We start from the raw sequence: 12,398 nt of genomic DNA, 5'->3' as shown, positions 1-12,398 counted from the left end.
GGATACACTCTGGAGTCGACTCCAGAGTCAAGCGCTTAATTACAAATAAAGCGCGCGGACGATCAGGAAGTGCCCGGCGAAGTAAAATGCCGAGGAGATCGCGTTGTCAGCGCGGAAGCGGCGGCGATAATGGCTGATCAGCCAGACCGCGTTGCCGAGCAGCAGGAATGCCGCGCCAGCGAAGCCGGACAGGGCGGTATCCGTCGGGCGGGCGAACCACAGCTCCCCGGCCAGCCAGACCATCACCAGCGTCATCGCGATAAAGGTAAACACCGGCATCCGCATCTCTTCCAGACGCGTCCAGATAATCGCCAGCAGCAGCGCGCCGAGGATCAGCAGCACCAGCGGCAGCGGCCAGAAGAAAGATAGCGTCAGCTGGCTGGCAAACCAGATGGTGTAGAGCAGATGCGAGAGAAAGAATGCCCCCACGGCGTACATTACCCGCTGCCGCGGCAGCAGGGTCAGCGCGTCGCCGACCAGCGAGGCGCAAAGCCCCGCCAGCACCAGATAGCTGATGGCGTTAAACATCGGCGCTTGCCAGGCCAGTAACAGAAGCAGGATCAGCGTGACGGGTTTAAACACCCAGCGACGCCAGGCAGGCCCACGATAAGACGCATCGACGTAAAGCCATGCGGAGAAACAGACAGCAATAAATGACCAAAGCATAGTAAGTCCCTGTATCTGTTATCATTACGTAAGTGATTGTACTTACAGTACTGAATCTCAGTGTAGTGGTTTGCAGAGGAAGATGACAATGATAATCAAGCCACAGTATGCTTATTCCTGATAATTCCTGGGGGCAAGGTGAATGAGTAAAGTTCCGCTGTTTTTTATGGTTGCCGTTGCCATCATTGCGGTTGCCGCGTCGTATCGCTATGTGCAGCAGCGTCGGGAAAAAATGGATAACGATGCCGCGCCGCTGTTGCAAAAACGGGTGGTGGTGAGCAATAAGCGGGAGAAGGTGATTAACGATCGCCGTTCGCGCCAGCAGACGGTGACGCCTGCCGGCAGCGAAATGCGTTATGAAGCAAGCTTCAGGCCGGAAAGCGGCGGGCTGGAAGTGGTTTTTCGTCTGCAGGCGCCGCAGTATCATGCGCTAAGCGTCGGCGATAAGGGCGTACTGAGCTATAAAGGTTCGCGGTTTATGGGTTTTACGCCCGAGCCCTGAACCTTTTATTCGGCCTTATTTCTTCTTCAGGGTCGCCTTGAGCTTTTTCTGCCAGGCGACCAGTTCGAACACGCCGAAGATGAAAATACGAATTTGCTCGAAGCGCCCCAGCGGCGGCATCTCTTTCGTCTGCGTCGCCTTGAGCAGCGTGAGCTGCAGGCCGTGCATCAGAATCATAAAGATCAGCGCCACGTTAACAAAGATATTGAGCGGCTTTGGGAACGGTTGGAACAGATTCAGCAATAAAAACGCCCACACGCACAGCATCAGCAAGCGGCCAAAGTTAATCAGCATGGTTTTCTCCTTGTGCCTCACGTTGATAGAGACGGTAGGCGACCTGTCCGGCCACTTTCTCACGGTACGGATGCCAGTTTACAGGCACCGGCGGTAACCCGTTTTCAACTTCACTTTCAATGTAGATGAGCGCTTCATCGCTAAGCCAGCCGTTGTTTTCCAGCAGCTTTAGCGTCTCTTCAAGCAGCCCTTTGCGAAACGGGGGATCGACAAACACGATGTGATGCGGCGTGCCCGCCTGAGCAAGAAACGCTAAGGTATTGGTATTCACGACTTTGCCGTTGCTGGCTTTGAGAGTCGCCAGATTTTTTTGCAACTGCTGCGCGACGCCGCGTTCCATTTCCAGCAGCGTGGCGTTAGCCGCGTAGCGGGAGAGGGCTTCAAGGCCCAGCGCGCCGCTGCCGGCGAAGCAATCGAGGCAGCTCGCGTCAACGATCGACGGCGCCAGCCAGTTAAATAGCGTTTCGCGCACCCGGTCGGTGGTCGGGCGCAGACCCGGGCTCTCCGGCACCGGTAATTTACGGCCTCGCCATTGCCCGCCGATAATACGGATCTGACCGCTGCCTGCGTGGTTTGGTTTCTTCATTTCTTTGCTCAAGTCTCAACTTCCGGGCTGCTATTCTAACGATCGCCAGCGGTTGACGAAACCTTAATCCGGGGGCGGTGATGCGAGTTAAGTTAAGTGGTAGACTATCCGACTAATTTCATCATTTTTCAGCTTCCGCTATCAACAGGCCGAAGCTGTGCCATGAATTAACAGCGAGGAGTGTAGTCGCAAATGGCGAAAGACAAAAAACGTGGCTTCTTTTCCTGGCTGGGCTTTGGTCAAAAAGAACAGGCGCAGGAAACCGACGCAGAACAAAAAGTAGAAGCCCAGCAAGAGGTTGAAGAACAGGCTCCGGAAAGCGAAACGCCTGCGGCTGCGCCGGAAACGGTCGACGCGCCGGCGACGGAGCACCAGGATGCCGAAGCCTTTGCCGTCGAGGTGGTCGAGGTGACCGGGCAGGTTGTGGAGAGCGAACAGCCGCAGGCGGTTGTCGACTCCCCGGCAGTTGAGACGATTGCAGAACCGCCTGTGGTTGAAGAAATTGTCGCTGAGCCTGTAGTTGAAGAAGCTATCGCCGAGCCGGTAGTGGCTGAAGCTATAGTTGAGCTGACGCCGGAAGAGGTGATTGCCGAACCGGAAGCTGGCGTTGTTGAAAAGGGTGAAGAGGCTGTCATTGAAGAGCCGGAAATCGTTGAGCCGGTAGAAGAAGCCGAAATCACTGACGAAGAGCTGGAAGCGCAGGCGCTGGCTGCAGCCGATGCGGCGGAAAATGCCGTGGAAGTGGTGCCGGACGAAACCGTGGTGACGCCGTTAGAGCAGGAAAAACCCACCAAAGAAGGGTTCTTCGCTCGCCTCAAACGCAGCCTGATAAAAACCAAACAGAACCTCGGTTCCGGATTTATCAGTCTGTTCCGCGGCAAGAAAATCGACGATGATCTGTTCGAAGAGCTGGAAGAGCAGCTGCTGATTGCCGATGTCGGCGTGGAAACCACCCGTAAGATCATCACTAATCTTACCAACGACGCCAGCCGCAAGCAGTTGCGCGACGCCGAGGCGCTGTACGGCCTGCTGAAAGAAGAGATGGGCGATATTCTGGCGAAGGTGGACGAGCCGCTGAACGTAGAAGGCAAGGCGCCATTTATCATTCTGATGGTTGGCGTCAACGGCGTCGGTAAAACCACCACCATCGGCAAGCTGGCGCGTCAGTTTGAGCAGCAGGGCAAATCGGTGATGCTGGCCGCGGGCGATACCTTCCGCGCGGCGGCGGTAGAGCAGCTTCAGGTGTGGGGTCAACGCAACAATATTCCGGTGATTGCCCAGCATACCGGCGCGGATTCGGCATCGGTTATTTTCGATGCCATCCAGGCGGCGAAGGCGCGCAACATTGACGTCCTGATTGCCGATACTGCGGGTCGTCTGCAGAATAAATCGCACCTGATGGAAGAACTGAAGAAGATTGTCCGCGTCATGAAAAAACTGGATGTCGATGCGCCGCATGAGGTCATGCTGACCATTGACGCCAGCACCGGGCAAAACGCGATTAGCCAGGCCAAACTGTTCCATGAGGCGGTTGGACTGACCGGTATCACTTTGACTAAGCTGGATGGTACCGCCAAGGGCGGGGTTATCTTCTCGGTTGCCGATCAGTTCGGTATTCCGATTCGCTACATCGGTGTTGGCGAACGTATTGAAGATCTGCGTCCGTTTAATGCGGGCGACTTTATTGAGGCACTTTTTGCCCGAGAGGATTAAAAATGATTCGCTTTGAACAAGTCAGCAAAGCCTATCTCGGTGGGAGACAAGCGCTGCAGGGGGTGACTTTTCACCTGCAGGCGGGTGAGATGGCGTTTCTGACCGGCCATTCCGGCGCGGGGAAAAGTACCCTGCTGAAGCTTATCTGCGGTATCGAGCGGCCCAGCGCCGGCAAAATCCTTTTCGGCGGCCATGACATTAGCCGCCTGAAGAGCCGCGAAGTGCCGTTTTTGCGCCGTCAGATTGGCATGATTTTCCAGGACCACCATCTGCTGATGGACCGTACCGTTTACGATAATGTGGCGATCCCGCTGATTATCGCCGGCGCCAGCGGCGATGACATTCGCCGTCGCGTGTCGGCGGCGCTGGATAAAGTCGGGCTGCTGGACAAAGCGAAAAACCTGCCGATTCAGCTTTCAGGCGGGGAACAACAGCGCGTGGGTATCGCCCGCGCGGTGGTCAACAAACCAGCGGTCCTGCTGGCGGATGAACCGACCGGTAACCTCGACGAAGCGCTGTCGGAAGGGATCTTACGTCTGTTTGAAGAGTTTAACCGCGTTGGGGTGACGGTGCTGATGGCGACGCATGATCTGGGGCTTATCTCCAGTCGTCCGTATCGCGTTCTGTCCCTCAGCGAGGGGCATATGCATGGAGGCCATATCGGTGAATAAGCGCGAGGCAATGAACCACATTCGCCGGTTCGGCAATCGATTCGATCGTTTCCGCAATGCGGGCGGAGCGGGCGGCAGCGGTGGACGCAATACGTCGAAGCGGCCTAAGGCGGCGCCGAATCCGGCTTCCCGCAAGAGCAACGTGTTCAATGAACAGGTGCGCTATGCCTGGCATGGTGCGGTGCAGGATCTGAAAAGCACGCCCCTGGCGACGTTCCTGACGGTGATGGTTATCGCCATTTCGTTGACCCTGCCAAGCGTGTGCTATATGGTCTACAAAAACGTCAGCACCGCGGCGTCGCAGTATTATCCCACGCCGCAAATCACCGTCTATCTGGAGAAAACGCTGGATGACGATGCCGCTGCGCGGGTAGTCGGTCAGCTGCAGGCGGAGCAGGGCGTCGAGAAGGTCAACTATCTGTCGCGCGATGAAGCCCTTGGCGAATTCCGCAACTGGTCAGGCTTCGGCGGCGCGCTGGATATGCTGGAAGAGAACCCGCTGCCGGCAGTGGCGATCGTCGTGCCGAAAATTGATTTCCAGAGTGTCGAAGCGCTGAACACGCTGCGCGACCGCGTGAGTCATGTTCAGGGCGTTGATGAAGTCCGAATGGATGATAGCTGGTTTGCGCGCCTCTCGTCGCTGACCGGGCTGGTCGGACGCGTGTCGGCGATGATCGGCGTACTGATGGTGGCGGCGGTGTTCCTGGTGATCGGCAACAGCGTGCGTCTGAGCATTTTCGCCCGCCGCGATACCATTAACGTGCAGAAACTGATTGGCGCAACCGACGGCTTTATTCTGCGTCCTTTTCTTTACGGCGGTGCGCTGCTGGGGTTCTCCGGCGCGTTTCTGTCGCTGATCCTGTCGGAAATTATGGTCATGCGCCTTTCGTCGGCGGTCACCGAAGTGGCGAAAGTCTTCGGCACGCAGTTTGAACTCAGCGGCTTAGGCTTTGATGAGTGCCTGCTGATGCTGATTGTTTGCTCAATGATTGGCTGGGTCGCCGCCTGGCTGGCAACCGTACAACATTTACGTCACTTTACTCCCGAGTAGTAAAAATCTGGTATAATCTTTCCCTGCACTGAATATCTCTCTGCAGGGAAAGAGTCCCTGTCGACGCTTCCCTAAACTTCATAACCATGTCACATTTTGTGCGTAATCTATTCACATCGTTGCATGGAACTTGTGGATAAAATCACTGTCTGATACTAATGTGAGTGATATTCTCGTTGCTCATCAATGCTGGCATGTTTGTTGCTCCGCTGTGAGGACAGAATGGTGCCAGAAGATATCGATTGAGAGGATTTGAATGACCAAAGATATGCAAACTTTAGCCTTAGCCCCCGTTGGTAACCTGGAATCGTACATCCGGGCTGCTAACACTTGGCCGATGTTGTCGGCTGATGAAGAGCGGGAGCTTGCTGAAAAGCTGCATTACCAGGGCGATCTGGAAGCAGCGAAAAAGCTGATCCTGTCTCACCTGCGCTTTGTTGTTCATATTGCTCGTAACTACTCGGGTTATGGCCTGCCGCAGGCGGATCTGATTCAGGAAGGCAACATTGGCCTGATGAAAGCCGTGCGCCGTTTTAACCCGGAAGTGGGCGTGCGTCTGGTTTCCTTCGCCGTGCACTGGATCAAAGCGGAGATTCATGAATACGTTCTGCGTAACTGGCGTATTGTGAAGGTCGCGACCACGAAAGCGCAGCGTAAGCTGTTCTTTAACCTGCGTAAAACTAAGCAGCGTCTGGGCTGGTTCAACCAGGACGAAGTCGAAATGGTGGCTCGCGAGCTGGGCGTATCGAGCAAAGACGTGCGTGAGATGGAGTCACGTATGGCGGCGCAGGATATGACCTTCGACATGTCGTCGGATGATGAATCCGATAGCCAGCCGATGGCGCCGGTGCTCTATCTGCAGGATAAAACGTCTAACTTTGCCGACGGTATTGAAGACGATAACTGGGAAGAGCAGGCGGCGAACAAGCTGACCGACGCAATGCAGGGGCTTGACGAACGTAGTCAGGATATCATCCGCGCCCGCTGGCTGGACGAAGACAATAAGTCCACGCTGCAGGAGCTGGCGGATCGCTACGGCGTATCGGCCGAGCGAGTACGGCAGCTTGAAAAGAACGCCATGAAAAAACTGCGCGCCGCTATCGAAGCCTAATCTGCGCGCCAGTCCCGCGATAACGCCCCACATTACGTTGGGGCGTTTTGTTTTTCTGCCTCCGTCAGCGCCTGCGGGCAGTGCCTGTTCAGACACTCAAGCAGCACGTTGAACGCCGGCTCCATCTGCGTTTCCGGCTGCGAAGCAAACCCCATCAACAGTCCTTTCTTCCGCTGCGCCGTCAGGTAATAGCGCGACAGCGGACGCACTAAGATATTGCGCGCGTTGGCATCGCGGGCAATCGTCACGTCATCTGCCTCATCCGGCAAATTCAGAATCAGATGCAGTCCGGCATTGTCGCTGAAGTCCGACAGCGCATGCGCTCCGCAGTGCCGCTGAATCAGTTCGGTCAAAAAGACGCGACGGCGGCTGTAGAGCAGGCGCATGCGACGAATGTGCGCCGAGTAATGACCGGCATTGATAAATTCCGCCAGCGCCAGCTGGATAAGCGAATGGCCGCCGCGGTAGAGCTCGGCATGGGCGTTTTTGAGTTCAGCCGCAAGCGGTCGAGGCAGCACGACGTAGCCCAGCCGCAGCCCCGGGTAGAGCGTTTTACTGAACGTGCCGACGTAGACCACCGGCGCTTCGGGGACTAAGCCCTGTAGTGCCGGGATCGGCTGGCCGGAAAAGCGAAACTCGCTGTCGTAATCATCTTCCACAATCCAGCTGCCGTGCTGATGGGCCAGGGTGAGCAGGCGCTGTCGGCGTTCAAGGCTCATTACCGCGCCGAGGGGATACTGATGGGATGGCGTAACGAAGATCAGCCGCGGCGCTTCGGCTACGCTTTCGGGCGGGCACAGGCCGCTGGCATCCACCACAATCGGCTCAGCCCGCACTTCATTCATCGCCAACACGTGGCGAATGCCCCAGTAGGAAGGCTCCTCCACCCAGGCGAGATCGCCGCGGTCGCACAGCATGCGGGTGATCAGGTCGATGGCCTGGTGGATCCCTTCAGTAATAAGAATTTGATCTGCCTGACACAGAACGCCGCGCGCTACTCTCAGATAGTCCACCAACGCGTGCTGCAGCTCGGCGGTACCGCCGTTACAGCTATAGCTGAGCTGTTCGGGTTTTGGACGGCGGCTGATGCGTGCCTGAATTTTACTGAACAGCGGGTGGGGAAATGCATTGACGTCCGGTACGCCGGGGATAAACGCCCCCCACTGACGCGGGCTGGCGCTGATGTGCCCCAGCAGATGTTGGCCGCGACGGGAAAGAGTCCCGCTGGGGGGCTGCGCGGGATGGCTTTCGTTGGCGCTGCTGGCGGGAAGAAACATATCGGGCAGCGTTTTCGCCACGAAAGTGCCGCTGCCGCGACGGGACACAACGTACCCCTCAGCCAGGAGTTGTTCGTAAACTGTTAAAATTGTGTTGCGAGACATTCCTAGTTCCCCCGCCAGATCCCGCGACGGCGGCAGTCGGCTATGGGGCGGGAGAGAACCATCCAGAATGGCGTGGCGAATCGCCTTGTAAAGGCGCTTGTGCAGGAGCGGATCGGTTTCTTTCTGCAATCTGACCAGCACCAGGTCTGCGATAAGCGAACGCAATTGGATCCCTCAGATAATCTGAATTGGTACTCGATTATAGGGCCAAATCCTGTGTAAATAAACGACATAGTTTCGGATTTGTTGCGATAACGTGACACACATGACAGGAGATTCCCGGTGAAAAGTTCAGAACTGAATCAGCGTCGCCAGCAGGCGACTCCACGCGGCGTAGGGGTGATGTGCAGCTACTTTGTTGAGAAAGCGGAGAACGCTACGCTGTGGGATATTGAAGGGAATGAGGTGATCGATTTCGCCGCCGGCATCGCGGTGCTGAATACCGGCCATCGCCACCCAAAAATCGTTGCCGCCGTTGAACAGCAGCTGCAGGCCTTTACCCACACGGCTTACCAGATTGTCCCGTACGAAAGCTATGTCACGCTGGCCGAGCGGATTAACGAACTGGCGCCGATTGACGGTCCGGCAAAAACGGCGTTCTTTACCACCGGGGCGGAAGCCATTGAAAACGCGGTGAAAATCGCGCGCGCTTATACCGGCCGTCCGGGGTTGATTACCTTCGGCGGCGGCTTCCACGGTCGTACGTTTATGACCATGGCGCTGACCGGCAAAGTGGCGCCTTACAAGATTGGTTTCGGCCCGTTCCCGGGCTCGGTTTATCACGCCGTCTACCCTAACGCCGCCCATGGCATTACCACCGCCGACGCGATGAAGAGCCTGGAGCGCATTTTCAAAGCGGATATCGCGGCCGATCAGGTGGCGGCGATTGTGCTGGAGCCGATTCAGGGGGAAGGCGGCTTTAACGTTGCCCCGCCTGATTTTATGCAGGCGCTGCGCGCGCTGTGCGATACCCACGGCATTCTGCTGATTGCCGATGAAGTACAAACCGGCTTTGCGCGCACCGGTAAGCTATTTGCGATGCAGCACTATGATGTGAAGCCTGACCTGATGACGATGGCCAAAAGCCTGGCCGGCGGTTTCCCGCTCTCCGGCGTGGTAGGTCGCGCCGAGGTGATGGATGCGCCTGCGCCGGGCGGCCTGGGCGGCACCTATGCCGGTAACCCGCTGGCGGTCGCGGCGGCGCACGCTGTGCTGGACGTGATTGAAGAAGAACAGCTGTGCCAGCGCGCTGAGCGCTTAGGCAGCCATCTGAAAGAGGTGTTGAATCAGGCGCGTCAAAGCTGCCCGGCCATTGCTGACGTTCGCGGTCAGGGCTCGATGGTGGCGGTGGAGTTTAACGATCCGCAAACCGGGGAGCCGTCGGCGGAGATCACCCGTCAAATCCAGCAACAAGCCCAGGAGAACGGCCTGCTGCTGCTGAGCTGCGGCGTCTATGGCAACGTTATTCGCTTCCTCTATCCGTTAACGATTCCGGATGCGCAGTTTACGAAAGCGCTGGATATTCTGGCCCGCGTGCTGAAGCGCTAACTTTTCGTCCGGTCAGGCTGCGGCGGCACGGAAGCCGAACAGAAACAGGAGGCCGCAGACTGGTTATTCATGCTCAGCGTGAGTGGTTTATCACCCTGATATCACCTTTTTTCCGGCAGCGCACGCTGCCGGAATAAAACGGAAAATATTATGTCTGACAACTCCACCTTTTCTTCGGTTCTGACGAGCCGGGAGCGTACCGCTGTACCTGCAAAATCCCTGAGTTTCATTGAAGGCGTGTCAATGATCGTCGGCACCAATATCGGCGCAGGGGTGCTATCCATCGCCTATGCCTCCAGCAAAGCGGGCTTTCTGCCGCTGCTGTTTTGGCTGATTGTGGTCGGTAGTCTGACGACCATTACCATGCTCTACGTAGCGGAGTCGACGCTGCGCACGCGCAAGCATCTGCAGCTTAGCGGCCTGTCGCAGCGCTACGTTGGCCGCTTTGGCGCGCTGATGATGTTCCTCTCTGTTTGCGTCAACAGCGTCGGCGCGCTGACGGCCTATATGACCGGCAGCGGTAAATTATTGCATTCGTTATTCGGTATCTCGCCGGCTCTCGGCAGCGCGCTGTTTTTTATTCCGGCGGCCGGGGTACTTTATCTTGGCCTGAAGGCGATTGGCCGGGGCGAGAAATTTATCAGTATCGGCATGGTCGTCATGATAACCATACTTGTCGCCGCGACGTTGCTGAAAGAGACCGCCAGCGTCGGCTATTTGCTGGATGGTAACTGGCTGTATATGGTGCCGGTATTTAACGTTGTCGCGTTCTGCTTCTCCGCGCAGTATATCGTGCCGGAAATGGCGCGCGGTTTCGCTGATAAACCGGAGAAACTGCCGAAGGCCATTATGGTGGGGATGTTATTAACCTTTTGCCTGCTGGCGCTGGTCCCGCTCTCGGTGATTGCATTAAGCGGGCTGGATAATATTTCTGATGTGGCGACCATTTCCTGGGGCCGTGCGCTCGGCGAGTGGGCCTTCTTCTCGGCAAACCTTTTTGCGCTCTGCGCGATGCTGACCTCCTATTGGGGGCTGGGCGGCAGCTTCCTGACCAATATCTTCGATCAGTTTCGCCTTGGCAACGACGAGCAGCCGTTGAAACGCTTTAAGGTGCTGTTAGTGGTCGCCGTACCGCCTTTCATTCTGGCCTACAGTGGGATGGTATCCTTCGTGAATGCGCTCTATTTTGCCGGGGTATTTAGCGGGGTGATTTTATCTATCATGCCGATCCTGATCCTTAAAGGCTCGCGCAGGCAGGGTGATATCAATCCCGGCTGGACCTGCCCGGCGCTGATTACGCATCCTTTAATCCAGATCTTCATCGTATTGCTCTATCTTTGCAGCGCCGCCTACGCCATTGCTTCCGCCTTTGGCTACCTGCCTGCGGGCTGGTAGTACCGTCGCTCATGCCACCGCGTTCGGTTTATTCCGGCGCGGGTTTTTATTTGTCACTTATCTGTTACATACTCCGCAATTTTATCGTTTCCAATTCTCCTGAATGACGGTATGTTTAGCATAGTGTGCTGCAAAAGCGCAGGCGGCAGACCCTAATCTAACTATCATATGCTTTACTTATGTGTCTAATTAGAATAATGCGCTAATAAACAACATCACAACAAATGCAAAAACCATAATAATGGGGAGCCTCAGGATGAATATGAAGGGTAAAGCGTTACTGGCAGGATGTATTGCCTTAATCATGAGCGGTGCGGCAATGGCCGAGGATATCAAAGTGGCCGTTGTTGGCGCGATGTCCGGTCCGGTAGCGCAGTACGGCGACCAGGAGTTCACTGGCGCAGAGCAGGCTATTGCGGATATCAACGCTAAAGGCGGTATCAAAGGCAATAAGCTGCAGATGGTAAAGTACGATGACGCCTGTGACCCGAAACAAGCGGTTGCCGTCGCCAACAAAGTGATTAACGACGGTATCAAATACGTTATCGGCCACCTGTGCTCTTCTTCCACCCAGCCGGCGTCTGATATCTATGAAGATGAAGGCGTGCTGATGATCACCCCGGCGGCCACCGCGCCGGAGCTGACAGCTCGCGGCTATCACCTGATTCTGCGCACTACCGGCCTGGACTCCGACCAGGGGCCAACCGCCGCCAAATATATTCTGGAAAGCGTGAAACCACAGCGTATCGCGATTGTTCACGATAAGCAGCAGTACGGCGAAGGCCTGGCCCGTGCTGTACAGGATAATCTGAAGAAGGGTGGCGCCAACGTGGTGTTCTTTGATGGCATCACCGCCGGCGAGAAAGACTTCTCCACCCTGGTGGCGCGTCTGAAAAAAGAGAATATCGACTTCGTTTACTACGGCGGCTATCACCCGGAGATGGGGCAGATCCTGCGTCAGTCTCGCGCCGCTGGCCTGAAAACGCAGTTTATGGGGCCGGAAGGTGTCGCCAACGTGTCGCTGTCTAATATCGCGGGCGCTTCTGCGGAAGGTATGCTGGTCACCAAGCCGAAAAACTACGACCAGGTTCCGGCGAACAAACCGATTGTGGATGCGATCAAGGCGAAGAAACAGGATCCGAGCGGCGCGTTCGTGTGGACCACCTATGCCGCGCTGCAGTCGCTGGAAGCGGGCCTGAATCAGTCTGACGATCCGGCTGAAATCGCGAAATACCTGAAAGGGGCAACGGTTGAGACCGTGATGGGGCCGCTCTCCTGGAACGAGAAGGGCGACCTGAAAGGCTTCGAATTCGGTGTGTTTACCTGGCATGCGAACGGTACGGCGACCGACGCCAAATAAATTTAACCTGCGCCTTTCGCGCCGCAGAGGCGTTGGCTGCACGCTTCAACCCCGGTCACTTACCGATGTAAGCTCCCGGGGATTTCAGCGCTTGCCGCCTTTCTGCAGCGCGAAATTCT

Annotated in this window: 12 protein-coding genes; 8 read left to right on the top strand and 4 right to left on the bottom strand. The window is 56.4% G+C overall.

All coding sequences use genetic code 11. The features are described from left to right. Nucleotides 1–39: 39 nt before the first annotated feature. On the bottom strand, nucleotides 40–666 hold the full coding sequence (locus ABLV75_RS02135; protein ID WP_004106578.1) for a lysoplasmalogenase: 627 nt from the start codon (nucleotides 664–666) through the stop codon (nucleotides 40–42). 142 nt (nucleotides 667–808) lie between these two features. Here ABLV75_RS02135 and ABLV75_RS02130 point away from each other — a divergent pair, with 142 nt between their 5' ends. After that, nucleotides 809–1,168, top strand: coding sequence for a DUF2500 domain-containing protein (locus ABLV75_RS02130; RefSeq protein WP_004106576.1), 360 nt, complete (start codon nucleotides 809–811; stop codon nucleotides 1,166–1,168). A gap of 15 nt (nucleotides 1,169–1,183) precedes the next feature. Here the strand turns inward: ABLV75_RS02130 and ABLV75_RS02125 are convergent, their stop codons facing one another. Both ABLV75_RS02125 and rsmD read right to left on the bottom strand, forming a co-directional pair. Continuing rightward, nucleotides 1,184–1,462 (bottom strand): DUF1145 family protein, encoded by a 279-nt coding sequence (locus ABLV75_RS02125; protein WP_004106574.1) that lies wholly within the window; start codon nucleotides 1,460–1,462, stop codon nucleotides 1,184–1,186. Continuing rightward, nucleotides 1,452–2,048: a 16S rRNA (guanine(966)-N(2))-methyltransferase gene (gene rsmD / locus ABLV75_RS02120; RefSeq protein WP_004106572.1), complete on the bottom strand. Its 597-nt coding sequence runs from the start codon at nucleotides 2,046–2,048 to the stop codon at nucleotides 1,452–1,454. The genes ABLV75_RS02125 and rsmD overlap by 11 nt, the downstream gene beginning before the upstream one ends. 192 nt (nucleotides 2,049–2,240) lie before the next feature. Between rsmD and ftsY the strand changes: the two genes are divergently transcribed. The 4 genes from ftsY (at nucleotide 2,241) to rpoH (ending at nucleotide 6,594) form a co-directional block, all read left to right on the top strand. Beyond that, on the top strand, nucleotides 2,241–3,761 hold the full coding sequence (ftsY, locus tag ABLV75_RS02115; protein WP_047720547.1) for a signal recognition particle-docking protein FtsY: 1,521 nt from the start codon (nucleotides 2,241–2,243) through the stop codon (nucleotides 3,759–3,761). A 2-nt stretch (nucleotides 3,762–3,763) separates the two neighbouring features. Beyond that, on the top strand, nucleotides 3,764–4,432 hold the full coding sequence (gene ftsE / locus ABLV75_RS02110; protein WP_004106557.1) for a cell division ATP-binding protein FtsE: 669 nt from the start codon (nucleotides 3,764–3,766) through the stop codon (nucleotides 4,430–4,432). Beyond that, nucleotides 4,425–5,483: a permease-like cell division protein FtsX gene (ftsX, locus tag ABLV75_RS02105; protein ID WP_024274786.1), complete on the top strand. Its 1,059-nt coding sequence runs from the start codon at nucleotides 4,425–4,427 to the stop codon at nucleotides 5,481–5,483. The genes ftsE and ftsX overlap by 8 nt, the downstream gene beginning before the upstream one ends. Nucleotides 5,484–5,739: 256 nt before the next feature. Then, complete coding sequence (rpoH, locus tag ABLV75_RS02100; protein WP_004106554.1) at nucleotides 5,740–6,594, top strand: RNA polymerase sigma factor RpoH; 855 nt, start codon at nucleotides 5,740–5,742, stop codon at nucleotides 6,592–6,594. Between the two features lie 32 nt (nucleotides 6,595–6,626). On the opposite strand, the gene ABLV75_RS02095 is transcribed toward rpoH, so the two are convergent. Then, complete coding sequence (locus ABLV75_RS02095) at nucleotides 6,627–8,141, bottom strand: PLP-dependent aminotransferase family protein (RefSeq protein WP_004106553.1); 1,515 nt, start codon at nucleotides 8,139–8,141, stop codon at nucleotides 6,627–6,629. Between the two features lie 117 nt (nucleotides 8,142–8,258). Here ABLV75_RS02095 and ABLV75_RS02090 point away from each other — a divergent pair, with 117 nt between their 5' ends. The 3 genes from ABLV75_RS02090 to ABLV75_RS02080 all read left to right on the top strand — a co-directional run bounded on the left by ABLV75_RS02090 (nucleotide 8,259) and on the right by ABLV75_RS02080 (nucleotide 12,279). Next, the gene (locus ABLV75_RS02090; RefSeq protein ID WP_023321726.1) at nucleotides 8,259–9,524 is read left to right on the top strand and encodes a 4-aminobutyrate--2-oxoglutarate transaminase; all 1,266 of its coding nucleotides are present in this window, start codon (nucleotides 8,259–8,261) and stop codon (nucleotides 9,522–9,524) included. A 150-nt stretch (nucleotides 9,525–9,674) separates the two neighbouring features. Beyond that, a complete protein-coding gene (locus ABLV75_RS02085) occupies nucleotides 9,675–10,919 on the top strand; it encodes an amino acid permease (RefSeq protein WP_004106549.1) in 1,245 nt (414 codons plus the stop codon). Nucleotides 10,920–11,175: 256 nt separating this feature from the next. Continuing rightward, nucleotides 11,176–12,279 carry a branched-chain amino acid ABC transporter substrate-binding protein gene (locus tag ABLV75_RS02080; protein WP_016807580.1) on the top strand — a complete coding sequence of 368 codons (1,104 nt, stop codon included), beginning with the start codon at nucleotides 11,176–11,178 and terminating at the stop codon, nucleotides 12,277–12,279. Nucleotides 12,280–12,398 lie beyond the last annotated feature (119 nt).

Source organism: Klebsiella sp. CN_Kp066 (genome assembly GCF_040065135.1).
Lineage (GTDB): Bacteria > Pseudomonadota > Gammaproteobacteria > Enterobacterales > Enterobacteriaceae > Klebsiella > Klebsiella oxytoca.
The sequence above is the reverse complement of the archived record's forward strand: the minus strand, read 5'-3'. Positions and strand labels throughout refer to the sequence as shown.

Coding starts and splice junctions, on each gene's coding strand:
- ABLV75_RS02135 (WP_004106578.1), bottom strand. CDS start 666: ATGCTTTGGTCATTTATTGCTGTCTGTTTCTCCGCATGGCTTTACGTC.
- ABLV75_RS02130 (WP_004106576.1), top strand. CDS start 809: ATGAGTAAAGTTCCGCTGTTTTTTATGGTTGCCGTTGCCATCATTGCG.
- ABLV75_RS02125 (WP_004106574.1), bottom strand. CDS start 1,462: ATGCTGATTAACTTTGGCCGCTTGCTGATGCTGTGCGTGTGGGCGTTT.
- rsmD (WP_004106572.1), bottom strand. CDS start 2,048: ATGAAGAAACCAAACCACGCAGGCAGCGGTCAGATCCGTATTATCGGC.
- ftsY (WP_047720547.1), top strand. CDS start 2,241: ATGGCGAAAGACAAAAAACGTGGCTTCTTTTCCTGGCTGGGCTTTGGT.
- ftsE (WP_004106557.1), top strand. CDS start 3,764: ATGATTCGCTTTGAACAAGTCAGCAAAGCCTATCTCGGTGGGAGACAA.
- rpoH (WP_004106554.1), top strand. CDS start 5,740: ATGACCAAAGATATGCAAACTTTAGCCTTAGCCCCCGTTGGTAACCTG.
- ABLV75_RS02085 (WP_004106549.1), top strand. CDS start 9,675: ATGTCTGACAACTCCACCTTTTCTTCGGTTCTGACGAGCCGGGAGCGT.
- ABLV75_RS02080 (WP_016807580.1), top strand. CDS start 11,176: ATGAATATGAAGGGTAAAGCGTTACTGGCAGGATGTATTGCCTTAATC.